The following is a 25,560-nucleotide window of genomic DNA, read 5'->3' as shown; positions in this document are numbered from 1 at the left end:
TATTCAACATTTCGATGTGTACCTACCGTTGATGCAAAACTGTCAGGTGGCTAGAAAAAATTTACTTATCGAGAATTTATAAATGAAGGCTATCGTTAATGCAGTAGAACGAGTAGGTGCCTGGATCCTGGCTGATGAAGTTTACTCTGGTGCTGAACGAATTACCGATGAAGAGACGCCTTCCTTTTATGGCCGATATGATTAGCTGTACTGATCCTGCTGAAACTAATCTTTCGGTAGGGGAGGTAATTTCTTCATGCCAGCATTATTAGCTGCGTTGGTGGTGATATCGTGCAATTCCTTTTTTACATCTTCAGACATTGGTGAAGGTTCATATTTCTTGAGCAGTTCATCGACTCGTTCCTGAGCGCGATCCCAGGTGGATTTTGAACCCTTCTTCTCCCACGCCTCCATGGTGTCTCGGTCAATTACTTCGGAAGGGATATACATTTCCTCACGGAACCATTTCTTCGTATGTGGGTGACTTAAATAGTTCCCCTTGTGTCCGAGTTCCTGCATGATATCGAGCGCAATGGGTGTCTGTCGGCCGTCAATACCCGCGACCAGGCGTTTTGCCATACCAAGGATCTCGGCGTCGACTACCATTTTTTCGTAGCTCAAGCAGCTTTCATAGTCCATCATCCCGGGGCCGGAAACCATGTTTGCCCCGGCCAGGGCAGCAAAAAAGGCACTGGAGGACTCCAGGCCGCATTGTGCATCAACGATCTTGGCATCACTCATCCCGAGATAGGAATGCGTTGGCATGCCTAATACTTTGCCCACCTGAACATAGGCACAATTGATCATCCAAGTGCCGATTGCGCCCATAGGTGTGGTCCCCTTGCGCATATCAAATATAGCGGGAGAGCCGCCCCAAACAATCGGTGCGCCGGGATTAACCAACTGGTTGATGGTTACGCCGCTCAGGCATTCCGCAGTATGCTGCACCACTGCGCCAGCAAGCGTGACAGGAGAGTTCGCGCCGGTCATTGGCATGGAAATTAATTGAGCCGGGATGTTATTTTTTGCGCAGTCGATCAAGTTCTGGCAGGTGATATCACTCCATTTCAATGGGGGAGAGGGGCAAACATCAAAAACCGCAATTGGTTTCTCGGCCAGGTTTTTTTCACTTCCACTAACGGCAACCAGCATATCCTTCATCGTCCACCAGGTTTCTTTTTCGAAGGCGCCGGTGACGATCGGCTTGTGCATGTAATTCAGCGCCAAATAAAGGCGGTAAAGATCGCCGATGGCCTCAGGTACGTCGGAAGCGATGAAGGCTGTGCTCTGCGCATCCACCTGGGGAAGCATTTCAACAAGCTTGACGAAATTGACGAAGTCCTCGGTGAGCGGCTGACGCTGCCTTTGGGTTTCGCGATCTAAAATTGTGATGCCTCCCGACCCGGGAGTGAATTGGACAGTGTCGCCACCATAATGGACAACTTGAACCCCATCTAAATTGTAAAGATAAAATTCAGAAGGTCGGGTTTCCAGCGCTTGTCGGGCAAGCTTTTCCGGAATTTTGGCGATCTTATTGTCCATATCAACTTCTGCACCAGCATCAGCCAACAAAGAAAGCGCCTCATCGTTTTTTACCTGAATACCCGGGTTCATTAACAGGGCAAATCCTTCCTCGAGGATTTGCGTGACAAGCTCATCTGAAAGAAGGTTTAATTTCGGTTGCATCGTTATTACCTCCACATTTGGTGACCTCAACTGATACCAGGATAATAATGGTTTGTGAAAATAATGTCAATTTTTCATAATGCAGAAGAAGGTGAAAGCAAGTGAAGAATCTTTAATTCTTCACCAGCTCTTGTCCATCGGGGCTATCCTGTACTGTCCAGCCGAGGGCAGCGATTTGATCACGCAGGCGGTCAGATTCTGCGAAATCCTTACTGTTACGGGCTTTTTGGCGGGACTCGACCAGGGCCAAAACTTCATCTGAGGGTACGGGGGCAAGTTCAGGGTCGGGGGCGTTGCGGAGGAATTCCAATGCTTTTGCTGAGATACCATCTTCCAATTCTGCCGGGCAAAAATCCCCCAGATCATGTAATGAAAATGTTTCCCCTGCGGGATAGATTTCTATTTTTTTTTTGTCAATTACGGTCACCGAACTGACGCCGCTTGTGCTGCATGAACTGGTCTCAAAATCGAGAATTATCCCGGTATGCTCATCAAGCCCAACGATAATCTGATCATCAGGAAGTTGCTGCCGCCAGAGATCAAAACGTTCACGGCCGACAAAGCAGCGGCTGGTATCAACATCTGCGCCACCGTCGGTATTATTCCAGTGCGGGATAAAGGATAGCGGCAGACAGCAATCTTCGAAGAGGTCTAAACCAGGTTTGGCGTGCGTATCTTCGCCAACTTTGAATATTTCATAAACGGGTAAAACATGTTCACTGACAGCAATGGTGGCAGCGCTGGCAAAAATAAGGGCGGCCCCGCTGCGGTTGCGATAGCGAATCACATCCCAGGCGAGGGTATTTTTCAGTTGACGGACAGCATAAGTCGGGCTGCCGGGACCCATAAAGATCAGGTCAGCCGAGAGGAGCGGGGTCAGGATGTCGGGATTATCAGGGCTAAATGCCGTATCTTTTTTACGGGCAGGGATGATATCGATGATGGGATCGTAATTTTGCAGTCTGGTTTTAAGATAGTCCCCCACTTTTTGGGCCACAAGGTCAGAATTAAGTTCGAAACCCGCAGTCGTTTCCATGATCGCAATACGCGGGGGGTGATTCAGATCTTTGATCAGGCTCTCGAAGATCCGTCCGCCAGCAAGCGAAGTTTCTCCAGAGCCCAGAAAAGCTATTTTTCCATACATATTATTCACCAATAAATTGTCCAAATCCTAAATATAGTGCACCATACTTAAGAGTGGAAACTAATTTTGAGCAGCATGATTTTGCGAAGATCGCAAAGCGCCTGCTTTTTAACGCGAAGCCCACGAATTGGGCGAATGAAGCGAAAAAACCTAAAAACTTTCGCCTTTTTCGTGCTTTTCGCGTTGTAAAATGATAGACCTAAAACACTTGCTGGTTTTCCAAAGACCTGAGAAGATCTTCCTTGGTCAAAATATTTTCTCTAAAATAAAGTACCATGATACCCTAAATGCCCAGAGATTAGGTACTACTTGATTAATTGACGCGCTTCTTGCCAAATCATATCAAACATTTCGACAGTCAGCCTTCCGGTTTGCGTATTTTGCCGGCTGGGATGAAAGGATGCCAACAGCCATGCTTCATTTGGTAATTGATGCAATGCCCCGTGTGAAAAGACATAATCCTTTTTTCGCAGATTGTAGATGCGCAGGATACGATCAAAGCCGATCCTCCCCAAGGCGACAAAAACCTTTGGTTGGATGATCCTGATCTCACGTTCAAGAAAAGGCTGGCAGGTATTTAACTCTTCGGAAGTCGGTTTGTTTTTTGGGGGAGCACAACGACCAGAGGAGGTGATCCACATCTCAGACAGGCGCATTTCATCGTCACGGGCGATTGCATTTGGCAGGGAGGCAAATCCTGCACGATGAAGCGCGGGAAAAAGAAAATCACCCGAAGCATCCCCTGTAAATTGCCGGCCTGTACGATTTGAGCCATGTGCTCCAGGAGCTAATCCTACCACCATCACCTGCGCTTGCGGGTCGCCAAATCCCGGGATGGGTTTGCCCCAATACTCATGATCGAGATATGCCTTTCGTTTGGTCTGGGCGACTTCCTCACGCCAGGCCACCAGGCGCGGACATTTTCGACAGGAAATGATTTCCTGCGTTAGCGAATCTAGCTCTTTCGTGGACATGGGGAATTATGGATTTCGAATCATCTCAATCGATTGATTGAAAATCCCATCGATATTTTTTGCCACGCCCCCGCCCTGGGCAATGGTGTTATCCCCGCCACCGCGACCCTGATAGGGCGCAAGGTGCTTCTGAAGCAGGTCATTTGCGTTCAGTCCAGAATCAGTCGCGCAGGATATTACCAGTGAAAGTTTCTCGTCCTCAAGAGATGCCAATAACGCAACCATGGAGGGATAGTTGCGAAGTTGGATCGCCAGTGTGCGCAAATCTGCAGGTGAACGATTTTCATAGATTTTTGTCACCAGCCAATTTTCATCCACCTTTTCTGCCAACTGGACCATCTTCTCGATTTCCACATTCATCGCAATGTCGCGGAGGGGTTTCAATTCAGATTGTGCCTCTTTGAGTTGCCCTTGTAAGTTAGAGAGGGCTTCGGGCAATCCTTCCACGCCTGTATCCAATTCGGCAGCAATACCTTGTGAAATGCTCTGGACTTGCTGCAAAAATTCCAGTGCCTGCCAACCTGCAACAAAATAGATCCGTGCCTTGTGGTTGATCCGCTCGGTCTTTACGATTTTAACCAAACCAACCATGCCGGTCTGTGGGAAATGCGTCCCGCCACAGGCCGAATAATCAAAACCCTCCACTTCCACGACGCGGATACTTCCACTCACCTTTGGTGGTCGGCGGAAGGGAACACTGTCAATATCTTTTACAAAATAAGTTTTCACTTCACGATTTTCAAAGATAATTTGATTTGCCAGTTTTTCCATGCGGGAAATATCGTCAGATGAAAGTGTTTCCGCATCAAAATCAATAGATGAGGGTGTCTCTCCACTGATATGAGATGATAGCGTTTCAAACCCCAGGTCTGTTGCAAAAGCTGCCGATAAAATATGCTGCCCGGTATGATGCTGCATATGCCGGAAACGCCGTTTCTCATCGATCCTGGCAGGATAACTTCCAGGCTCAACTTCCCGGTCTAGCACGTGAACTATTTCATCGGCTTCGATAAATACATCCACAACGCGCGCCGTGCCAATCGTCCCCATATCATAGGATTGGCCGCCGCCGGTTGGGTAGAAAAAGGTGGAGGGCAGAATCGCGCCAAAGCGGCCATCTGTCAGCGTCCGTGTTTCGACCACCTCAGCAGTGAATTCCATCGTCATTGGATCATCAAAATAGAGTTTTTTTGTCATAAGATTTTCCTGTCATTGCGAGCGGAGCAAAGCAATCTCCTAGATTGTCTTGGAGACTACCGCGTTGAGCTAAAGCTCTCCTCGCAGTGAGATTATTAAAGAATAATCATTGCATCACCAAAGGAACAAAAGCGATAGCCTTCTTCTTTGGCGACCTCGTAGGCGTTCAAAATTTGCTCGCGTTCAGCAAAAGCACTCACCAGCATCAGCAAAGTGGACTTGGGTAAATGGAAGTTGGTGATCAACCTACCCACTGCCTGAAATTTATAACCCGGCAGGATAAAGAGCGAGGTCGGTCCGCTCATAGGGAGGATTGCTCCCGTTTGAGCGGCAGATTCCAGAGTCCGCACAGAGGTGGTCCCAACCGCGATGATCCGGCCTCCGGCCTCTTTCGCCTCGTTGATCTTTTTTGCCGCTTCGGGCGTGATCTCGCACCATTCGGTGTGGATATGGTGTTCATCCGCATTTTCTTCGGTGACGGGGGCAAAGGTATCCAACCCAACGTGTAAGGTGACCTCGGCGATACCCACGCCCTGGGCCTTTAGCTCATCAAGCAGGCGATTGGTGAAATGCAATCCAGCCGTGGGCGCCGCAGCTGATCCCGGCTCCTGGGCATAGACCGTTTGATAGCGTTCGGGATCCTCCAATTTGGCGTGGATATATGGTGGCAGCGGCACATTTCCGATCTGCGAAAAAAAGGGCTCGATTGGCTCCTCAAAGCGGATCAGGCGTTGCGCGCCATCGAGTACTTCAATAATTTCGACTTGGACTCCAATGTCTCCAGATTTTGGGTTTGCTCCCTTCCGATGACTCGAGTCACCGGATTCTATATTAATCACAACCTTTTTTCCTGTGACCAATCCTTTCCCTCCGACGAGGGCGCGCCAGGTTAACTGCTCCTCCTGTCGGAGGAGCAGTAGTTCCACTTTGCCCCCCGATTCTTTACGGGCATAAATTCGCGCTGGAATGACACGGGTTTGGTTGATCACCAACAAGTCGCCAGGATTCAGAAAACGCCCAATATCACGGAAGTTGAGATGTTCGATCCCGCCATTTTCACGATGCAGCGCCAGCAAACGGGAAGAATCCCGTGGTTCAGCGGGAGTCTGGGCGATCATTTCTTGGGGAAGGACGTAGTTAAAATCCGAGGTTTTCATGAAAGGGTGAGAATTGTAGTTTTGGAATGGGGAATTGCCTCAACGCGAATATCGAGAACAATTAGTACAAGTTTTTTCTCCCCCATGTCAGCTTTTATGCATAGACTAAACGCCCCTTTGGAACAGGAATCTCACGCCCCAGTTCACGTGCGGTTTCAATCCATTCCTTGATAATAATTTCCAAGTTAGCCAGGGCTTGCTGGTAGCTTTCGCCATCAGACATACAGCCGGGCAACTCAGGTGCCTCGGCAATAAAAGATTGATCGTCTTCGCTCCAGTAAAGGATCACTTCATATTTAATCATTTTCTTTACCTGCCAGTTTATATTTGAGAATAAGATTACGTACTTGTTTTACTTGGTAAGCTTTTGCTTTTGCCTTTTTGGACTGTAGATTAATTATTTCTGTCACATCTTCTTTCGAGAAAATATGATGACTCCCACGGATACGTTCTTGAAAGCCAAAGAATAAAAGCAACTTTCGTAAATCATCGAAAGAAATATTCGTATCTGATGTGCCACGTAGAATATTACTCAGAGTTTTTTCTCGTTTACTCATTTTTTAAGATTATAGCACGCAGTTCACAGTATTTTTTCGTAAACCCGAGGGGAGTGGCGGTTGAAAAATTTCTGGCCATCTCACCACAACTTCGGCTGGCTTTCCTCGCTATACTCAAACCCCAAATGCTCATAGGCCCGTTGGGTCGCGACACGCCCTTGCGGGGTGCGGTCGAGGAAACCGAGTTGAAGCAAATAAGGTTCAACCACGTCCATGATCGTATCCGGTTCTTCGCTGATCGAGGCACCAATCGTATTGAGCCCCACCGGGCCACCACGATATTTTTCGATGATCGCTTTGAGTACGCGCCGATCCATATCGTCGAGACCGAGGGGGTCGATGGCGAGCAGATTTAGAGCGTCAGAGGCGACTTCCCGGGTAACCATCCCATCTGCGCGGACCTGGGCATAATCACGTACACGACGAAGAAGGCGCAAGGCAACACGGGGAGTGCCACGTGCGCGCCTGCTGATTTCCTTGATCCCATCTTCGTCGGCGGGAACATCCAGCATCCTGGCAGCGCGCGTCGCAATTGCCTGGATTGCCTCGAGATCGTAGTAATCCAACCGGTAGACTGCACCAAAACGCGCCCGTAAAGGTGCGGTCACGAGGGCCAAACGGGTGGTCGCACCGACTATGGTAAAGCGGGGTAATTTCAACCGAATGGAGCGCGCTGAGGGACCCTTCCCGATTACAATATCCAGAGAGAAATCTTCCATCCCGGGATATAAAACCTCTTCAACGACACGGCCCAAGCGATGGATCTCATCAATAAAGAGAATATCTCCGGCGCGCAGATTTGTCAGAATGGCAGCCAAATCTCCTGCACGTTCGATGGCAGGGCCGGAGGTCACTTTGATATTGACGCCCATCTCATTTGCCAGAATATGCGCAAGGGTGGTCTTCCCCAATCCCGGAGGACCGTAAAAGAGAACATGATCGAGGGCCTCACCACGCTTGCGGGCAGCTTCGATTAAAATCGATAGATTTTCCTTGATCTGATGCTGGCCAATAAAATCGGGTAAGAGCTTTGGGCGTAAGGCATGATCGACGCGATCATCTGGTTTGGGCTCAGGATCGAGAGGGCGATTTTCAGGAGAAGACATAAGCTGAATTATACAGCAAGATAAGTTCCGCTATAATATGATGCATTAGATAGGAGAAAAAATGACAAATATATATCCATCTCAACATCCTCTCGTTGCCCACAAACTGACCCGCCTGCGAGATAAAAATACCCAGCCCAAAAAATTTCGTGAGCTGGTGCGCGAAATCTCGGCTTTGCTGGTCTATGAGGCCACTGCCGATTTGCTTGTGATCCCGCGTGACGTCGAAACTCCTCTGACCTCCACAGGTGGTTGGGAGTTAAAAGAAAAAATTGGTCTTGTCCCAATTCTGCGTGCGGGATTGGGGATGGTGGAAGGTGTTTGGGGATTGATGCCCTCAGCTGAGGTCTGGCATATTGGACTTTATCGGGATGAAGAGACTTTGAAACCTGTGGAATACTATAACAAATTGCCCATCGAACCGACGGTTTCGGTCTGTCTCATCCTCGATCCGATGCTTGCTACCGGGGGATCGGCAGTTGCCACTGTAGACGTGGTCAAGCGCTGGGGCGTCAGCCGGATCAAATTTGTAGCAATGATCGCCTCCCCTGAGGGAATAGCTGTGATGCAGAAAGCTCACCCCGATGTGCCCATCCATCTTGCCGCGATAGACGACCACCTGAATGAGATCGGTTATATCGTCCCCGGCCTGGGGGACGCGGGAGATCGTCAGTTTGGTACGGCGTAAAAGGAGATGAGATGACTACGTTAAAGGAGATCATCCCACTATTGCAGGAATTTCCCGAAGAAGAAAAGGGGAAGATCCTTTCACAGGCAGAGCAATATGATGGCTTGCTTGCGAAACTTCCTAAGGCAGCAGAGCTTGGTGGCGCGGAAGAGAAAATCGAGGCTGGCATCCTGGCGCTGAACGGAGCTTCCGGTGCAGGTCAAAGCTATGTGATCAAACGCGTCGAAAAACTGCTTTCGGAGAAATCTCTGACGCTGCCGCGCATCTATTTGCTTGGGACCAGATCGCCCCGTCCTGACGAGGGCCACAAAAATCCCTATATTTTTGCCCAAGAAGTCACTGATGGTTTTCAGGATATTTATAACCCCGATCTTTTTTACCCCCACAAAGAAATTTATTATCGTTATCAATCGCGGCCGGGAGCGGATAATGCGATCCTGTTGGCCGATATGCAAGCCGCCAGAAAAAAGATCATGTATTTGGAAACTGTGATCCCCACGCTTTTATATCTTCGAGAAAACGAGATATCCGGAATCCCGCCCTGGAAGGATCATTTGAAGATCATCTACCTCGCGGCCCCAAGCGGCCACGAATGGGTATTCAGGTTGCTCAACCGTGAACCGCAGAGACTCGTCGAAGAAAAATATCGGGGAACACTCCTGGGCAGATTTTCATCCTCCCTTGAAGATATGCAGCTTGCGGCAGAAAAGAAGATACCGTGCGTCCTTAATCATTATGGGTTGGCGGAGCAGGCAGCGCAAGAAATCCTGTCAGCCTGGGGAATATAGGAAAAATCCGGATTTAGCCAATATCCAAACCGGTGATGCGGGTCAGCAGCTTATGGATGAGCAGCAGCGGTAAAACTAAAATTCCATGCACAGCCGCACTCAGCCCAAAGATGGAGGCAATCGAGCGGAAGAAAATATTCAAAGGTGGGGCAAGGTTATTGAGCATCCAAACCCCTGCGCCGGCAAAGGCAGCAACTGCAATTGATAAGACTATCATACCTCCCAGCGGGAGCCAGGCGTTTCGATCTGATTCTGAGGGGAGCATGGTACTGCTAATTGCAAAGGTGAGATAAAACCAGAGCGGGAAATCAGACATCGAGGGTAAGGTCAATAAATCCAACCAGAAAGTGGGAAACTCTGCCAGTCGAAACGCATTCCAAAGTGGGAGAAGATCGAGTTGAACTCTCGCTGCATACGATATGAAAAGCCCTCCGGCGATGAGGGGCGCAGTCCCAATGATCGAATCCCGGAGAATATCCGTTTTCGAGACTTCAACATAGCCAAGTCTTAATCGTCCATTGGGCATGCTTTCGGGGATGAAGGAGAATTTTCCGGTGGGGACAAACAGGATTTTTGCCATTAAAAAATGGCTCAACTCATGGAGGAAAACACCGGGGAAAAAGAGCATGGAAAATAGCGCCATGGTCACGTTGGGGCGCCGTGTCAGAATCAAAAAGATGGCCTGTATCTCACGATGCAGGGCACGCTGTAAAAAGATGAAAGGCGCCAGCATCAGCAGGAGCCAGAGCAAACCATCGAGTTGTGACAAGGCTGTTTTTGATTATTGATATTCAGATAAACAGGTTATGAGCGTCCCGCAGGTTGATGTTGCTTTAAAATCTGAATCATGGGAACCTGCGGGACGTTTTACGTAGAGAAAATACACCAACTTAAGTGAACATCAATATTTTAAAATTGGAAATCAGAAGCTGGAAGTTACGAATTGCCCTTCATCACTTCTGCGCGGGAAACATAAACGATTTTGACAAAATCATCCGCTTTCAGGGCCGCTCCGCCGATCAGGGCCCCATCGATATCAGACTGAGCGAAATATTCAGCCGCGTTGCTGCCCTTGACCGAGCCACCATATAAGATCCGAATACCCTGCGCAACTTCATTCCCAAAAATATCTGCAAGTACTTCGCGGATGATTTTGATAGTGGCATTTGCCATCTCGCTGGTGGCGGCGCGACCGGTGCCAATTGCCCAGATCGGTTCGTAGGCGATGACCAGGTCGGATTTTACACCTGCCAGGCCAGCTTGGATCTGACGGGAAACGATCGCGGATGTTTGGTTTGCCTCGTTTTCCTCGAGCGTTTCTCCCACGCAAACGATGGGAATCAGTCCATTGGCCTGGGCGGCATGAACTTTTTTATTCACGGTCTCATCTGTTTCGCCGAAATATTCACGTCTTTCAGAGTGGCCGAGAATCACATACTGCCCGAACTCGCTGACCATAGCGGGAGCAAGCTCCCCGGTGTACGCTCCGTTGGCTTCCCAATGCATATTTTGCGCGCCGAGACCGATATCTGTCCCCTCCAGCATGGCTGCGATCGGCAATAATGCGGATGCGGGCGGACATAGCACGGTAGTCACGCCTTGTACATCTTTCAAAAAGGGGATCATTTCAGAAACCAACTCGCGGGCTTCCGAAACAGTTTTGTTCATTTTCCAATTACCAGCAATAATGGGCGTACGCATGGATATTTCTCCTAGGGAAGTTCTCTGAGGGCTCTTTCAGCTTCGACTCGAATCCATTCCGGGGTTTCTAGATTAGCCAGAATATTTTCAAAGGTTCTACGGGCTTTGATAATATCTTTGTCGCGGACCTGGATTTCGCCAGTGAGCAAGTTTGCTTCAGGGAAGTTTGGCTTCATTCGCCTTATCTCATTTAAGATATTATTGGCCTCATTGGGGGCACCATGATAGAAAGTATGACGGGCTTCTGTAATCAGCATCATTGGTTCGTCAATTTCACCAATCTCCTTAAAGGGAATATATTTGGGCATTTCAGGGTGACTGGCTGCCTTGTAGGCGCTTTCGTGAAAGAGGTCAATGATATCAGGACCATTTTCTCCCAGCTTTATTGCCTGCATGAACATCGCAGTGCTGCCTATCCAAACTTCGCGATCCATCAGGTTAAATCCTGCGTCAATAAAGAAATCTATATTGTTTTCGGCAAGCTCGGCTGCTTCCTGAAGGTGTTGGAATGCCGCTGGGTTTTGGCCGGGTGAATTTTCAAGAATGATCAGCGCGAGCTCGAGATGAGCGTAAGGGTCATCTGGATTCTCGGCCACAAATTCGCGGGCTGCAGCAACTTCTGGATTCTTCTCTTCGTCAATGGGACGCTGATCTTGCGGCGCTTCGTCTACCAGCGGAGGCGCTGGCGCTGGCTCAATTATGCCAGGCTCATCTTCGAGGCTGGCAGCCAGATTATCCTGTCCCAGTGTGCTGAGAATGAAAACACAGGCAAAGATCAATAGTAGTCCTGCTGCGAAAAACCCCCAGATCTTGCGTTTTTTCTTTTTGGGTTTATCCTGGGTTTCAGTTTTTAGAGGCTGAAGGGTTTCGTCAGCTTCTGCCTGTGCGACGGTCGCAGCGGTCGGGGAAACAGAGGGTGCCGCGGGGATCGGGACGGGAGCGGTTGTTTCGGGTTTACGAATTGGCGCGGTCATCGTGACTTCGGCCATATCCACGTCGGAATCTTCCCAGGCCTGTTTGAATGCTGCTACCAGCGCTGGAATATTTTGATGGCGATCTGTACGTTCCTTTGAGAGGGCTTTGAGCAGGACGCGTTCAACCTCGTCTGGGACATTCGGGTTAATGGTGCGCGGCAATGGGAGGGGCGAATATATGTGGTCGTGGATAATGGAAAAGGGTGTGTCTGAGCTAAAGGGGACTTGCCCAACAACCATCTCATAAAGCATGACTGCAAAGGAATAAATATCGGTACCATCATCGAGTTCCTTTGTCCCCATTGCCTGTTCTGGTGAGATATATTGGGGTGTGCCCATGATCATATCGGAGGAGAGGGTGGATTCTCCGGACTGCGCAATTCGTGCCAGGCCAAAATCGGCGAGAAAAGTTTGCCCGTCTTTTGCTACGATGACATTCGATGGTTTAATATCGCGGTGCAAAATGCCCTGTTTGTGCGCATATCCAAGTCCTGCACCAACGGCATTCACTACATCCCAAATTTGATCCACGCTCAGGCGGCCACGGCTCAGATGAGCTTTGAGTGTTTCCCCCTCCACGTATTTCATTACCAAATAGGGCTGTTGTTCATGGTCGGCAAAATCATAAATGGGTACGATATTGGGATGTTCGAGCTTTGCCACCAGACGCGCTTCACGTTGAAACCGTGCCAAAAAATTCGGGTCTTCCAAAAATGCCGGGTGCAGCACCTTCAGTGCCACATAGCGATCCAGCGAGGCATGATAGGCTTTATAAACGGTCGCCATACCTCCCCGGCCCAATTTTTCCATCACCCGATAAGGGCCTACATTTTCACCAATGTTGAAGGACATAAAAATTCCTCTCAAGCTAATTACAATTCATTCAGGAAATTATAGCCCACTTCAATGAATTTTGTGTTTACAGGATGTTATCAGGATGTAAAAAGCCCCCGGCTTCTTCAGGAAGCGGGGGCTTGGTTTTATTTCTCTTGCAGCGCTGCCACACCGGGCAATATTTTCCCCTCGAGCATTTCCAGCGATGCGCCGCCCCCGGTCGAGATGTGGGTGATCTGATCAGCCAATCCCGATTTTTTGATCGCCGCAACTGATTCACCGCCGCCGACGATACTGATCGCATCTGAATTGGCAACAGCCTCAGCCACACCAAAAGTTCCCTTTGCAAAATTGAGGAATTCAAAAACGCCCATGGGGCCATTCCAAACGACCGTTTTTGCCTTTTGAATGAAGGATGCGTAAGCTCTGACCGTTTCTGGGCCAATATCAAGGATGCGCCAGCCAGCCGGGATATTTCCTGTCGCGACGATCTTAAATTCGGCTTGCTCGGAAAAACTATTCGCAATCACCACATCGACGGGGAGTTGAATCTGCTCTCTGGCTTTTGCAAGCAACTCTCGGGCTGTCTCAACCGCGTCCTCTTCGACGAGAGAATCTGCCATCTCGTAGCCCTGCGCTTTGAAGAAAGTATTTGCCATCCCTCCGCCGATCAGGATTTGATCAGTCTTTGTGAGCAGATTATTGATCACGCCAATCTTGTCGCTGACTTTGGCGCCGCCTAAAATAGCAATAAAGGGCTTTTCGGCATTTGCGATAGTTTCGCCGAGATAGATCAATTCTTTTTCAAGCAGCAATCCTGCGACCGAGGGGAGAAGTTCTGCTACCCCTACATTTGAGGCATGGGCGCGGTGAGCGGTGCCAAAGGCATCGTTGACGAAAACATCTGCCAGGGAAGCCAATGCTGCTGCCATCTCAGGATCGTTCTTTTCCTCGCCCGCGTGGAAACGAGTATTTTCCAGCAGCAGGATCTCGCCTGATTTCAGGGCAGCCGCAATCGATTTGGCTAAATCGCCGAGACAGTCTCCAACGAACGAAACGGGAGAATCTACGAGACCTCCGAGATAATTGGCAACGGGAGCAAGCGAAAATTCAGGTTTGCGCTTGCCTTTTGGTCGTCCAAGATGAGAGCAGAGGATCAGCTTCGCATCCTGCTTGATGAGATATTCCAACGTTGGCATCGCAGCGCGGATACGAGTATCATCCAGGACTTTGCCACCCTTGAGTGGGACGTTGAAATCCACCCGTATGAGGACATGCTTTCCTGTGACATCAATATCGCGGATCGTTTTTTTGTTGAACATGGTTTGCTCCTGCACACAAAAAACGTCATTGCGAGCCACCTTCAGGTGACGAAGCAATCTCCTCGGTTCTCAGAGAGATTGCTTCGGCGATAAAACCGCTTCGCAATGACAGTAATCAGGTATTTGGTTTACAGAGATTTGGCGATCTTGGCTGTCAAATCGCTGAGGCGGGTTGAGTAACCCCATTCGTTATCATACCAGGCAACAACCTTGACCATATTGCCACCCATGACAGAGGTCAACTCGGCGTCGACGATAGAGGAGCGCTCGTCACCTTTGAAGTCCATTGAAACCAGGGGTTCTTCGCTGAAACCCAGAATGCCCTTCATGGGGCCTTCGGATGCGGCTTTCAGGGCTGCATTAACTTCGGCAGTGGTGGTGGCCTTCTCAACTTCGAAGACAGCATCCACAATGGAGACGGTGGGGGTCGGAACGCGCAGGGAGTACCCATCCAGTTTTCCCTTTAGTTCGGGGATCACCAGAGCAATCGCTTTGGCAGCACCCGTTGAAGTGGGGATGATGTTAAGGGAGCCGGAGCGGGCTCGGCGCGGATCGCTATCGGCCAGATCGAGCAGCTTCTGGCTGGTAGTGTAGGAATGAATGGTAGTCATCAAGCCTTTGACGATCCCAAAGTTATCGTTCACAACTTTCGTGAAGGGAGCCAGACAATTTGTGGTGCAGGAAGCGTTGGAAACGATATGATGCTTGCTTGCATCATATTCATCATCATTGACACCCAACACTACGGTCAACACATCGCCGCCCTTACCAGGGGCGGTCAGGATAACCTTCTTGGCGCCACCTTCAAGATGAGATTGCGGACCGGGAGTTTTGGTGGGGTCACGGAAAACACCGGTACCTTCGATCACAATTTCAACGCCTACATCGCCCCAGGGCAGGTCGGCCGGATTGCGCTCGGAGAAAACCTTGATGGTCTTGCCATCAATGACCAGATCACCACCAACGACATCTACCGAACCTTCAAATTTTCCATAGGTGGAATCGTATTTGAAGAGTTGCGCATTCGTTTTTGGATCCCATAGATCGTTGATTGCCACAACTTCCAATTCGCCTGCATAGCGTTCTAATATGATCTTGAGAACCTGACGGCCAATTCGGCCAAATCCGTTAATCCCTACTTTTACTGTCATTTCTGTCTCCTGAAAAGGTTGATTTGTTTGTGAAAATTAGAGCAGATGTATTGTATCGTATTTCCTAAGTTATACATCAACTTGGTTGAATATGCAAAAAATATTGAAGGTTCTTATTCCATCGGCCCAGTACGTTCAAAATATAAATCCATGATCGTTTGTGCCAATTGTTGCGCATCGTGGCGCCAGGGGCTTTCTCGGTCAAGCAGATCGGCAGTGTAGAGTCTGCGATCACCGGAGAGTTCGTCGCCGATCTCCACCCAATCAGTCTTGGCTGGCAGGGTCGCCTCCTGGCAATCATTGGCGATGACAATTTCGATCAAGCCCTCTCCGACATGATTTTCGAGCGCGGATAGATGATCGTGACAAGAGTATGCGTCTGTTTCACCGATTTGGGATGCGATATTGCAGACGAATAACTTCAGCGCGCGGCTCGCTTTCACCGCGGATAAGAGGTCTGCTACCAATAAATTAGGCAGGATGCTGGTATATAAGCTTCCCGGCCCGATCACGATCACATCTGCCGCCAAAATGGCACGGATCACCGGTGGGAAGGCAGGTGCGTCATTTGGTTCGAGCCAAACACGACGCACACGCCCCTCAAACTCAGGAATGCGACTCTCTCCCTCCACGCGGACTTCATACGCCGAGTGTGGCAGCGTCATATCGGCAACAAGCCTGACATTATGCAATGTGGACGGAAGCACGCGTCCATGCACCGAAAGAACCCGGCCTGATTCAGCGATTGCTTCCTCAAAGGACCCGGTGATATTGCTTAATGCGCTGATAAACAGATTACCGAAGGAGTGCCCTCCCAATCCATCTGATCCGCTAAACCGATACTGGAAGAGCTGTGTCAATAGATCTTCGTCATTTGAGAGGGCGGCAAGACAATTGCGGATATCCCCTGGTGGCAAGATGCCCATCGATTCACGCAATTTCCCCGATGAACCACCGTCATCTGCGACGGTGACAACAGCTGTCAGATTACGGGTATACTCTTTTAGGCCACGCAGCAAAGTGGATAGCCCATGCCCGCCACCGATGACGACGATGCGAGGGCCACGTCCACGACGGCGATACTGGGATAATTCGTCCACGACCTGGCTGCCGGGACGCAAAAATGGGCGTAAGAGGGCACGATTCAGCCCCCAAATCCCGTAGGCGACGATCCCAACTCCGATGCCACCAAAGATGAGGATGCGGATCGAACGCGGCCAAAATCGCAGGGCAAGATAAGAAAGGCCGGGCAGCCACCAGGTTTCGGGAGCCGTGCGGTAAATATCAAGTAGGAGATATGCCAGGCCAACACCCAGGAGGGTAATGCCTGCCAGCATCAATCCCAACCAGCGTTTGACTCCCAACCCCGGTGTAAGCCAACGAAATAATTGACGAAGTTTTTCCCAATTTTGTATTTGAAAAAGTTTCATAGTTTGATGATAGCAAGAATCGGGTGATGGGTCAATGAGTTATGGAATCTCCCCAAACCCGAGATGTAGCGAAAAGCATCTAATGGACAAATTGTTTGGAAATCGTACAATGTCATGTCTTACCGCAAGGATATAGCCGTTGGTATTGCGAACCCCGATGCTCTTCGGGGTGACACTTGCACCCCGTTCGGGCCGGGAGCCCGGCGGGGCGCCGTTCGTCGCGAGCGACGAAGATGCTACGCGAAGACGGCCTGCGGTGACACACTTGCGCCGTAACGCAGTGCAGGTGAGTGCAAGTGAGCAATCTCCCTCTCGGTGACGGAGACTTGTACGAACTTTATTCGATTTATTCATAAGGTATTGCCCTTTGCCTTTAACGCATAAAAGCGGGAGAATCTTGTTTTCAAGATTCTCCCGCTTTTATGGCAAAATGAGCGTTGAAAATTAAGCTTCTTTTTCGAGGTTCGCTAAATATTTCATCAAGCGACCCTTGCGTCGAGATGCATTCTTCTGATGAATAACACCTTTTTGGGCAGCTTTATCGAGGCGGCTAACAGCAAACATGGTAGCTTCGCGTGCTTCTTCAATATTAACCTTATCCGCTTCTAGTGCGATGCGTGCATTTTTAATTGCCACGCGTGTGGAACCACGATAAACACGATTACGCAGGCGGCGTTTTTCATTCTGACGATTGCGTTTGATTTGAGATTTGAGATTTGCCACTGGTCTTCCTCCGAAATAATCTTTCTGGTACGCGAGACGCGATTCTACCTGATAGATTGTTTTTTGTCCAGCAATCGCCTTAGTAAATTCAGGAAAAAGATACTAATTTGGAAATTAGAAAATCTAAATCGGAGTAAAAGGTCATATTTGGTAGATGATGTCCATCACTACGTAAATCCTCAAAACTACAGTATATTTGATAAATATTATCCATTTTAGTAAAGGGAAAAACAATGCAGATTACTCGTCAGGCTGATTATGCAGTGCGTGCAGTATTATTTCTCTCCCGTTTGGGAATTGGAAATCGTGCTGCAACCAGTAAAATAGCGAAAGATCAACACATTCCGCCTTCTTTTTTGGCGAAAATTATCTCACAACTCTCGATTGCTGGTTTATTACATACCTCACGCGGCGCACGCGGAGGCGTAACTTTGGCTCGTAACCCTGGAGATATCACACTTTTAGAGGTGGTGGAAGCGATTGATGGACCGATCCGGTTGAATGAATGCGCCCATGGGGACGGGATGTGCGCTTTTGAATCCGATTGCCCCCCTACCTCGATCTGGCAGGATGCGCAGAGTGATCTTGTGAATCGATTAAGTGGGACAAACTTTGCCCAGTTTGTGAATAATAAATAGCCCGGTTTTTCATTAGCCTCTTGCATATGTGCTCCCGGCGGCGTCCCCGCCGCCGCACTCTGCTAGTATCCAGTCAAGCTGGACGAACGGTGCTACGCGAAGGACGGCGGCTAGAGCAGTGTCAAAAAGGGACTTTTGCAAGAAGTCTATTATTAATTTAGTATGCTTCGGGAGTTTAAGAAACTCCCGAAGTTTTCATTTTAAACACGTATAATAGGGGCAGGAAGTATCTTTAAAGGAGGATTTATGATGATTTCTAAAAACAAAAAAACACTCTCCGCATTAGTATTTTTATTTCTGCTTTCACTGGCCTGTTCGACAACATCGATCCCATTTTTGAAGTCAGCATCCGAACCTGAAGGATTAGAAGAAATAGACCCAAATATGATCTTGACAATGGTGGCCGATTCGGTCGCTGAGAAAGTATCTAAAACCCTGGAGGCGATGCCCCCGACCCATACATCGACACCCCTGCCAACAGAGACGCCTACTCCGACAGAGATTTCTCCAACCAATACCCCAACAAAGATCGTCTACCCTGAAACGGGGAGTGCATTGCAGGAAGATGTGGATGGTTCAATAACATATCTTGATTATACAGGCGGCTATATGGTCAACACCCCTGATGATTGGCTGGCCATTCGGATTGGAGAACAGGAGTATTTAATGGCCTGGTCCTTACTTGAGGCATCTCCTCCTGAAATCCAAAATTCACTGCAGAGCATGCAAAGCCTTGATCCTAATACATTTCGCCTATTTATATTGGATACTCAGAAAGGGCATTATGATAATGGATTTGTGACCAATATAAATTTGGTTTTGAGTCTGGAAACTGATAGAACTCTGGAAGAGGTATTTGCGGAAAGTGTGCTCACGCTCCCATTGTCAATTCCCGATTTGGTCATCATCTCGTCGGAAGTTACAGAAACATCCTCTGGTGAGCCGGTTGGGATCATTATCTCAGAGTGGGATGCTAAATCGGCCGTCGGGGATGCGATTCGACTTTACCAAAAACAAGCCCTCTTCATGATCAATAATCGATCTCTGGTGATTACCTTTACCACTACGGTTGATTTTAAAGATGAAGTTGTGGATGGTTTTGATATGATGGTAGATGAATTTGAGTTGTTGGATAACTAACCTGCGTTGTGGATAAGGGATTGGTGCGGGATACCCTTTCGGGCAAAAGACCTTTAGGGTACACGTTAATCCCTGCCTAATGGCATGAAAGTCGGATAAATCCGACTCCTTTCCTAGCCCGGAGGGTTACCATGTGCTGAGTTAGGGCTTTAGCCGGCACGGGAAAGATGATATACCTTAAACGTAACTCAGGATAACTAGAAAATGTAGCATTAAACGAAGAAGGCGAGCTATAGCTCGCCTTCTTCGTTTAGGATGATCTCTGTCGCCAGTTTTTGCAATATTTCGATCTCACTCTCATCGGTATGCAGTGTTTGCCAATATTGGTGGATCAGCTCAAGCGGTGAAAGACTACTCACGGTTTGGTCGGCGGAAAGGCGAATTCGCGCTTCAACCTGTGGACGTTTGACGAAATGAAATTCAAATGCCTCGGAGGTGTGTTTGCGGAGTGCAGGCTCGTCGATCAGCGTATCCCATTCGCGGGGATATTCGATCATCAGGCGGACGATGGCATCTTTCATTTTTACCGAGGAAAGTTTTTTGATGAGTGTCTCGGTGATATTTTCTGATGAGTCTAATTCAGCGAAGATGTCTACAAAGGGGCGGATGCCTTTCAGTTCACGCCAATCGACTTCAGTTTTACCTTTTTCAACATCAGCAATGATAAAAAACTTCTTGTCTTTTGCCTCCCCAAAATCGACCCGCTCTATTGAACCTGGATAGATCACTGGCGGATGTGTGTTCTCGTTCAGATTTTGCGGTTTGTGGATATGCCCCAGGGCAACGTAATCAAGACGAGGGTCTTTTACCAGCGATCCCGACAAAACCAGGTCATTACCGAGCATTACCATCCGTTCGGAGCCGTATTTTGCTCCCTGCACGGAGGCGTGTGCGGTCAGGATCACAGGGAGATTTTCATCCACTTTCTCGAAGCTGGATTCGACAAAATCACCAAGCAGATCTTCGAGTTTTTCATAAACCTTTTCGGTTTCTTCCCCACTCATTTGGGAGTAGGCCATCATCCCCGATCTGGATACCCAGGGGAGGGCGATCACCTGCACGGGCAGGCCGAGCTCATCTGCGCTGAGGAATTGGGGCTTATCCAGCACGTGGACATGCGGAACCTGGAGGGTATTAAACTCCTGGAGAGCGTGGGCGCGCCCAGTTGCCGGGGAGAGATCATGGTTGCCAACGAGTAAAAGGGTCGGAATTTGGGCTTCAGATAAACGGTAGATGCGTTTGCCCCACTCACGTTGATAGGTGGGGGCAGGTGAACGGTCCTTGTAGGTATCGCCTGCAAAAAGGACGAGGTCCACTTTTTCGTTGATCGCCGCATCGACAATTGTGTCCAATGATTTTAAAAAATCCAGTACACGCAGCGGCAAACCGGTTTCAGGGTCATGGCGGCCATAATTGGCCATATCGATATGAGCGTCAGCAAAATGGAGTATTTTCATAAAGTGTGGGTATTGTTGAACCGCCAAGACACGGAGAGCGCCAAGGTTTTTATAGCGGCGCCAAGAAAAACCTTGGCGCTCTGGCGGTAATATTTACGCGCCCCATTGCTCCAGATAGAAAAGCCCTGGTGAAAAATTGGGGTTCAACCGAACAGTTTCGCGCATATCTGCAAAAGCGGAAATATAATCGCCAACAGCATATTCTGCCATCGCCCGCCAATACAGGCTTTCCTCGAGGGTTTCGCCTGTTGAAGGTGTTGACAAAGTTATGTTAGCCAAACGAATAACATCGGCATAACGACCTGTGTAGAAATATGCCCAGTAAGGCGAGGTCTGATACCACATGATCCGGTAAGGACGGTTAGTATTGTCTAGATCGAGTTCGGCATAAACGCTAAAGGCACGGTCAAATGTGGCCGCTGCTTCGCCATAGCGCTGTAAATTTACGAGACTTGTTCCCTGGTTGAAGATTGCAAAAAACAAATCATTTCCCTCAAGGGTCGGTTCTTCAGCCTCAGCAATTTCCAGGGCATGCTGATTGGCCCAAACTTCATCCACCCGGGGACCAAGTATGTTAAGAACATCTTGCTCCAAATCAGGTGGGTAAACAGCGACAAATTGATTATTGAAAGAACGCCAACTCTCTTCAAATTGATCGTATTCGATGGGGAAATTTGGTCCGTCATTATAGGTATCCTGAACGATAAAATGCCCGGTCGAATCATCATAACCAGTCACAAATTGATAATGTCCCATCCAACCAAAACTGTTATTGAAGTCAAATTCATAATACCCTTTTTCTACGATGATGGGGATTCCAGCTGCGACGAAACGTTTCAAGAGGGTGGTATCCCCACCATGCCGAATCAAAGCCTGGAATTCGGTTTGCTCATTGACAAAATCAGCCATTTCATAAGGCATGACATTTTTATCGCCTTTTCCTGCTTGGACGAAATCTTTCACATCCGCTACGCCGGGTTTTATTGCTCTGATAACATCATCCCGACTACCCTCCCAACCCCAGAATTTGAGCGCCATCGTCAAGTTGGCAGGACCGCAGTAATTATAGCCACCGTGTTGGTCTACATAGATAACATTCGAAAGGCGAGAAACCTCGGGGTAGGGTGTCGGGATGATGGTCGGTGTCATTGTTGGAACCGGAGTGTTAACGGCGCCTGCGGGTGTAGCCGTCGGAGCGAGGGTTTGCAGAACGGCTAAAGTTTCTTCTCCAACCGCGTTGGTCGGTTCTGGTGTGGAAGGCTGGAAGATGGCTTCGTCTGGCGGGTTGAAATAATATTTGATCTGCGTGCGGAGATCATCCACACGCCATGAGAGCCGTGAATGGATCGGCGGCAGATAATAAAGGCCAACCAACACGACGAGGCCGAGAAGGATCCAGAGGAGGGTGCGAGGAATTTTCTTTTGCATAATGGTAAATTATACTCTAAGGCCCCCACCTGGCCTTCGCGCAGCATATCCGAAGGATGCCCCCGTTAGCGGGGGAGGGACTTATTCCTCCCCCCATGAAATGGGGGGAGCCAGAGGGGGGCGTGGGTTTCTGATTACCTAACTCGTGGTTCTAAATTGCGTCTCATATAATTCCTTATAGAGGCCGCCACCTGCCAGTAACTCTTCGTGAGAACCCTGCTGCACGAGACGACCATCCTGCATGACAAGGATTTTGTCTGCGGCCAGGATCGTTGATAGGCGGTGCGCGATGACGAGGCTGCTGCGTCCTTTCATCACTTTCTGTAAGGCGTTCTGAATTAACTCTTCGGAGAGCGAATCAAGATGGGATGTGGCCTCGTCCAGGACGAGGATGCGGGGATTTTTCAGTACCACGCGGGCAATTGCCACCCGCTGACGTTCGCCGCCGCTCAGTCTGTAGCCTCGTTCACCAACAACCGTATCATAGCCATCCGGTAGACCGGCAATAAAATCGTGGATATTGGCTGTTTTGCAGGCCGCGATCACCTCGGCATCGGTGGCATCCGGACGGGCGTAGCGTAAATTGGCGCCGATCGTATCGTAGAAGAGATAGGTCTCCTGCGTGACCATGCCGATATTCTCAGCCAGTGAATTAAGCTTCAACTCACGGATATCCTGCCCGTCCAACTTAACCGAACCTTCAGTTGGATCGTATAAACGCGGGATCATATAGGTGGTGGTCGATTTTCCGGCTCCGCTGGGGCCTACCAGGGCAACCAATTGCCCGGGCTCGATACTAAAGCTGACGTCTCGTAATGCCCATTGCATCGCCGACCCATTTGAAGTCGCGTCAGAATCGCTCTCATCCGTCTGCTTGCCACGTTTTCTTAGATGGGCTGCACTGCCTCCCCAGGTGAAGCGGGCGATTTCATCCAATCCAACTTTGTCACCTGCACCCAAGCCTTCATAAGCAAATGAAACCTTATCAAAGGTGATCTGCCCATCCACTTTATTTAGCGCACGAGCTGTTTCTTTTTCCGCAATTTCGATGGGGATATCAAGGACTTCGAAAACACGTTCAAAGCTGACCATGCTCTGGGCAACTTCAACCTGTGCATTGGTGAGGGCCATCAGGGGGCCATAGAGCTGGGTCAGATAGGTGCCAAATGCGACGATGGTGCCGATGGTGAAGGCTCCCTGCAAAACGAGATGGCCGCCGACCCAGAAGACAACTGCCGAGCCGACCGCGCTGACCACACTCAGGATCATAAAAAACCAGTGCCCGACGACCGCCGAACGGATGCCGATATCACGTACGGATGCGCCATCTCGGCTGAAACGCTTAAGCTCGCTTTTCTCTCGTCCAAATAATTTGACGAGTAATGCACCACTGATATTGAGAGTCTCGTTCATGGTGGCGTTCATTTCAGCGTTCACTTCCATCGAGCGGCGCGTAAGACCCCGCAGCGTTTTTCCAATTCTGCGGGCAGGCAAAATGAAGAAAGGCAAAATGATCAGCCCCAGGAGAGTCAGACGCCACTCAAGGGTCAGCATAATCGCCAGCGTCGCGACCAGCGAAACAAGGTTTGAGATGATGGAAACCATCGTATTGCTGATGGCACGTTGTGCGCCAACGACATCGTTGTTCAGGCGCGACATCAATTCACCGGTGCGGGTCTGGGTAAAGAAGCGCAGGGACATGCGCTGCAAATGTCCATAGAGCGCGCGGCGGAGATCGTAGATGACACCCTCGCCGATCTGGGAATTCAAACGGCGTTGAAAAATACCGATTGCGCCGTTGATCAGTGGCACGCCGATCATCCCAACTGCGAGCCAGTTCAGGCGAGTAAAATCCCCATTCGGGATGGCGTTGTCGATCAGGTCTCTGTAGAGCAAGGGGGAGATCAGGGTGATCCCCGAGATCAATAAAATAGTGAGGAGCAATCCCAAAGATTGCAGCCGATAAGGTTTTGCGATCCCCCAGGCGCGCAAAAGCAATTCGCGTGTGATCGTTGGTTGGTCCTGCTCTTCGTTATAGCGTAAATAGGCATACCAGCCAGCGCTGTGAAAACCCATAAGATTTACCTCCGTGAATAGAAATCTATTATAGCTGGAGAGTATAAATTTCTTATTAGATAGAAATCGGGTCTGTATCAACGCCAAAAAAAGAACATAAATTCTGTTATACTGTTGGGCAACTGGCCCCCACCTAACCTCCCCCGCTCGCGGGGGAGGGACTTTTTGTCCCCCTGTGAAACGGGGGGATGCCCGTAAGGGCAGGGGGGCGCACGAGAGAAACTATGACAAATTCCAAAAGATGGCGCGCGTCAAAAGAAATTCAAAATCGGGCACGCGAGCTGCGTAAGAATATGACTTCCGCTGAAAAGAAACTCTGGAATATCTTGCGTGCAAAGCAACTTGACGGCTTATATTTTCGTCGGCAACATGCCATTGGCACCTACATTGTCGATTTCTTTTGCGCCAAAGAAAAATTGATCGTTGAAGTGGATGGTGGCTCTCATTTGGAACAAGTAGAATATGATCAAGAACGGACACGCTGGCTTGAAGATGAAAAAGGCTATCGTCTCATCCGATTTACGAATGATGATATTTATAAAAATATCAATGAAATTGCTGAAAGAATAAGAGAAGCTGTGAAAAAATAGTCTCGTTACGTACCCCCACCTAGCCTCCCCCGTGAAACGGGGGAGGAACAAGTTCTCCCCCCGCTCGCGGGGGGAGTTAGAGGGGGGCTTTTAGAGGAACCCTATGGCAAAAACTCAAACCCGTTTCGTCTGTCAGGAATGCGGCGGTACATCGCCAAAATATATGGGCAAATGCCCCAAATGCGAAGCCTTCAACAGTATGATCGAAGAAATTGTGCATGAGGAGGCAGCTGCCAAAACACGTGGACCTGTCCGCGGATTAACCGGACGCTCGACACCGCAGCGTTTGCCGGATATCAGCGTGAAGGGCGAAGACCGCATCCACGTGCCGATCGGCGAATTTGCACGCGTGCTCGGCGGCGGGATCGTCCCGGGCTCGATCGTGCTGATCGGCGGTGATCCGGGGATCGGGAAATCGACCTTGTTGCTCCAAATGACGATGGGGATGGCTGGCTCGCAACGGGTGCTCTATGTTTCCGGCGAAGAATCGGAACGCCAGATCAAAATGCGTGCCACACGTTTACAGTCCAACGAAGGGAAAGATGCAAAATTACCGGAAGAACTCTTCCTCGTGACAGAGACAAATCTGGGTGTGATCCTTGAGCATGTTCGTGAAGTAAAACCCACACTATTAATTGTTGATTCCATCCAGACAACTTACATCCCCGAATTGACCTCCTCCGCTGGCTCGGTGACCCAGGTCCGCGAATGCGCATCGCAATTGCGCGAATTGGCAAAAACGAGCGGGATTTCGGTCTTTCTCATCGGCCATGTCACCAAAGAGGGGATCATCGCCGGG

Annotated in this window: 25 protein-coding genes; 7 read left to right on the top strand and 18 right to left on the bottom strand. The window is 49.3% G+C overall.

What is annotated here, in order from left to right:
- Nucleotides 1–82: 82 nt before the first annotated feature.
- Nucleotides 83–205, top strand: coding sequence for a hypothetical protein (locus tag AC3DOM_RS03465; protein WP_487917633.1), 123 nt, complete (start codon nt 83–85; stop codon nt 203–205).
- Between the two features lie 20 nt (nt 206–225).
- Here AC3DOM_RS03465 and AC3DOM_RS03460 read toward each other — a convergent pair whose 3' ends face one another.
- The 8 genes from AC3DOM_RS03460 to ruvB all read right to left on the bottom strand — a co-directional run bounded on the left by AC3DOM_RS03460 (nt 226) and on the right by ruvB (nt 7,821).
- The gene (locus tag AC3DOM_RS03460) at nt 226–1,686 is read right to left on the bottom strand and encodes a trimethylamine methyltransferase family protein (protein WP_487917632.1); all 1,461 of its coding nucleotides are present in this window, start codon (nt 1,684–1,686) and stop codon (nt 226–228) included.
- Between the two features lie 112 nt (nt 1,687–1,798).
- Complete coding sequence (locus AC3DOM_RS03455; RefSeq protein ID WP_487917631.1) at nt 1,799–2,830, bottom strand: CysS/YqeB C-terminal domain-containing protein; 1,032 nt, start codon at nt 2,828–2,830, stop codon at nt 1,799–1,801.
- Between the two features lie 305 nt (nt 2,831–3,135).
- Nucleotides 3,136–3,804: a uracil-DNA glycosylase gene (locus AC3DOM_RS03450; RefSeq protein WP_487917630.1), complete on the bottom strand. Its 669-nt coding sequence runs from the start codon at nt 3,802–3,804 to the stop codon at nt 3,136–3,138.
- A 6-nt stretch (nt 3,805–3,810) separates the two neighbouring features.
- Complete coding sequence (locus tag AC3DOM_RS03445) at nt 3,811–5,001, bottom strand: alanyl-tRNA editing protein (protein ID WP_487917629.1); 1,191 nt, start codon at nt 4,999–5,001, stop codon at nt 3,811–3,813.
- A 95-nt stretch (nt 5,002–5,096) separates the two neighbouring features.
- Nucleotides 5,097–6,158: a tRNA preQ1(34) S-adenosylmethionine ribosyltransferase-isomerase QueA gene (queA, locus tag AC3DOM_RS03440; RefSeq protein WP_487917628.1), complete on the bottom strand. Its 1,062-nt coding sequence runs from the start codon at nt 6,156–6,158 to the stop codon at nt 5,097–5,099.
- 94 nt (nt 6,159–6,252) lie between these two features.
- Nucleotides 6,253–6,462, bottom strand: a complete 210-nt coding sequence (locus tag AC3DOM_RS03435) for a type II toxin-antitoxin system HicB family antitoxin (RefSeq protein ID WP_487917627.1) — start codon at nt 6,460–6,462, stop codon at nt 6,253–6,255.
- Complete coding sequence (locus tag AC3DOM_RS03430) at nt 6,455–6,715, bottom strand: type II toxin-antitoxin system HicA family toxin (protein ID WP_487917626.1); 261 nt, start codon at nt 6,713–6,715, stop codon at nt 6,455–6,457. Before AC3DOM_RS03430 ends, AC3DOM_RS03435 begins: the two co-directional genes overlap by 8 nt.
- 80 nt (nt 6,716–6,795) lie before the next feature.
- Complete coding sequence (gene ruvB, locus AC3DOM_RS03425; RefSeq protein WP_487917625.1) at nt 6,796–7,821, bottom strand: Holliday junction branch migration DNA helicase RuvB; 1,026 nt, start codon at nt 7,819–7,821, stop codon at nt 6,796–6,798.
- 61 nt (nt 7,822–7,882) lie between these two features.
- Between ruvB and upp the strand changes: the two genes are divergently transcribed.
- Nucleotides 7,883–8,509 carry a uracil phosphoribosyltransferase gene (upp, locus tag AC3DOM_RS03420; protein ID WP_487917624.1) on the top strand — a complete coding sequence of 209 codons (627 nt, stop codon included), beginning with the start codon at nt 7,883–7,885 and terminating at the stop codon, nt 8,507–8,509.
- Between the two features lie 11 nt (nt 8,510–8,520).
- On the top strand, nt 8,521–9,297 hold the full coding sequence (locus AC3DOM_RS03415; RefSeq protein ID WP_487917623.1) for a hypothetical protein: 777 nt from the start codon (nt 8,521–8,523) through the stop codon (nt 9,295–9,297).
- Nucleotides 9,298–9,310: 13 nt separating this feature from the next.
- Here AC3DOM_RS03415 and AC3DOM_RS03410 read toward each other — a convergent pair whose 3' ends face one another.
- The 7 genes from AC3DOM_RS03410 to rpsT all read right to left on the bottom strand — a co-directional run bounded on the left by AC3DOM_RS03410 (nt 9,311) and on the right by rpsT (nt 17,432).
- Nucleotides 9,311–10,066, bottom strand: coding sequence for a hypothetical protein (locus AC3DOM_RS03410; protein WP_487917622.1), 756 nt, complete (start codon nt 10,064–10,066; stop codon nt 9,311–9,313).
- 167 nt (nt 10,067–10,233) lie between these two features.
- Nucleotides 10,234–10,998 (bottom strand): triose-phosphate isomerase, encoded by a 765-nt coding sequence (gene tpiA / locus AC3DOM_RS03405; protein ID WP_487917621.1) that lies wholly within the window; start codon nt 10,996–10,998, stop codon nt 10,234–10,236.
- An 11-nt stretch (nt 10,999–11,009) separates the two neighbouring features.
- Nucleotides 11,010–12,824 carry a protein kinase domain-containing protein gene (locus AC3DOM_RS03400; protein ID WP_487917620.1) on the bottom strand — a complete coding sequence of 605 codons (1,815 nt, stop codon included), beginning with the start codon at nt 12,822–12,824 and terminating at the stop codon, nt 11,010–11,012.
- A 128-nt stretch (nt 12,825–12,952) separates the two neighbouring features.
- The gene (locus tag AC3DOM_RS03395; RefSeq protein WP_487917619.1) at nt 12,953–14,128 is read right to left on the bottom strand and encodes a phosphoglycerate kinase; all 1,176 of its coding nucleotides are present in this window, start codon (nt 14,126–14,128) and stop codon (nt 12,953–12,955) included.
- A 128-nt stretch (nt 14,129–14,256) separates the two neighbouring features.
- A complete protein-coding gene (gene gap, locus AC3DOM_RS03390; protein WP_487917618.1) occupies nt 14,257–15,279 on the bottom strand; it encodes a type I glyceraldehyde-3-phosphate dehydrogenase in 1,023 nt (340 codons plus the stop codon).
- 113 nt (nt 15,280–15,392) lie between these two features.
- A complete protein-coding gene (locus AC3DOM_RS03385; protein WP_487917617.1) occupies nt 15,393–16,709 on the bottom strand; it encodes a gluconeogenesis factor YvcK family protein in 1,317 nt (438 codons plus the stop codon).
- Nucleotides 16,710–17,153: 444 nt separating this feature from the next.
- Nucleotides 17,154–17,432 carry a 30S ribosomal protein S20 gene (gene rpsT / locus AC3DOM_RS03380; protein ID WP_487917616.1) on the bottom strand — a complete coding sequence of 93 codons (279 nt, stop codon included), beginning with the start codon at nt 17,430–17,432 and terminating at the stop codon, nt 17,154–17,156.
- 233 nt (nt 17,433–17,665) lie between these two features.
- On the opposite strand from rpsT, the gene AC3DOM_RS03375 reads away from it, so the two are divergent.
- Entirely contained in the window at nt 17,666–18,070 is a 405-nt protein-coding gene (locus AC3DOM_RS03375; RefSeq protein ID WP_487917615.1) for an RrF2 family transcriptional regulator, read from the top strand.
- A gap of 246 nt (nt 18,071–18,316) precedes the next feature.
- Nucleotides 18,317–19,210, top strand: a complete 894-nt coding sequence (locus AC3DOM_RS03370) for a hypothetical protein (protein WP_487917614.1) — start codon at nt 18,317–18,319, stop codon at nt 19,208–19,210.
- A 230-nt stretch (nt 19,211–19,440) separates the two neighbouring features.
- Here AC3DOM_RS03370 and AC3DOM_RS03365 read toward each other — a convergent pair whose 3' ends face one another.
- From AC3DOM_RS03365 to AC3DOM_RS03355, 3 genes are all read right to left on the bottom strand, one after another.
- Entirely contained in the window at nt 19,441–20,667 is a 1,227-nt protein-coding gene (locus tag AC3DOM_RS03365) for a metallophosphoesterase family protein (protein WP_487917613.1), read from the bottom strand.
- Nucleotides 20,668–20,760: 93 nt separating this feature from the next.
- Nucleotides 20,761–22,095: a C39 family peptidase gene (locus AC3DOM_RS03360; protein WP_487917612.1), complete on the bottom strand. Its 1,335-nt coding sequence runs from the start codon at nt 22,093–22,095 to the stop codon at nt 20,761–20,763.
- A gap of 138 nt (nt 22,096–22,233) precedes the next feature.
- The gene (locus AC3DOM_RS03355) at nt 22,234–24,171 is read right to left on the bottom strand and encodes an ABC transporter ATP-binding protein (protein ID WP_487917611.1); all 1,938 of its coding nucleotides are present in this window, start codon (nt 24,169–24,171) and stop codon (nt 22,234–22,236) included.
- A gap of 224 nt (nt 24,172–24,395) precedes the next feature.
- Here AC3DOM_RS03355 and AC3DOM_RS03350 point away from each other — a divergent pair, with 224 nt between their 5' ends.
- Entirely contained in the window at nt 24,396–24,761 is a 366-nt protein-coding gene (locus AC3DOM_RS03350) for an endonuclease domain-containing protein (RefSeq protein WP_487917610.1), read from the top strand.
- Between the two features lie 103 nt (nt 24,762–24,864).
- A partial coding sequence (locus tag AC3DOM_RS03345; RefSeq protein WP_487917609.1) for an AAA family ATPase occupies nt 24,865–25,560 on the top strand: 696 nt, incomplete at its 3' end.

Source organism: Candidatus Desulfolinea nitratireducens, assembly GCF_982879505.1.
The sequence above is the reverse complement of the archived record's forward strand: the minus strand, read 5'-3'. Positions and strand labels throughout refer to the sequence as shown.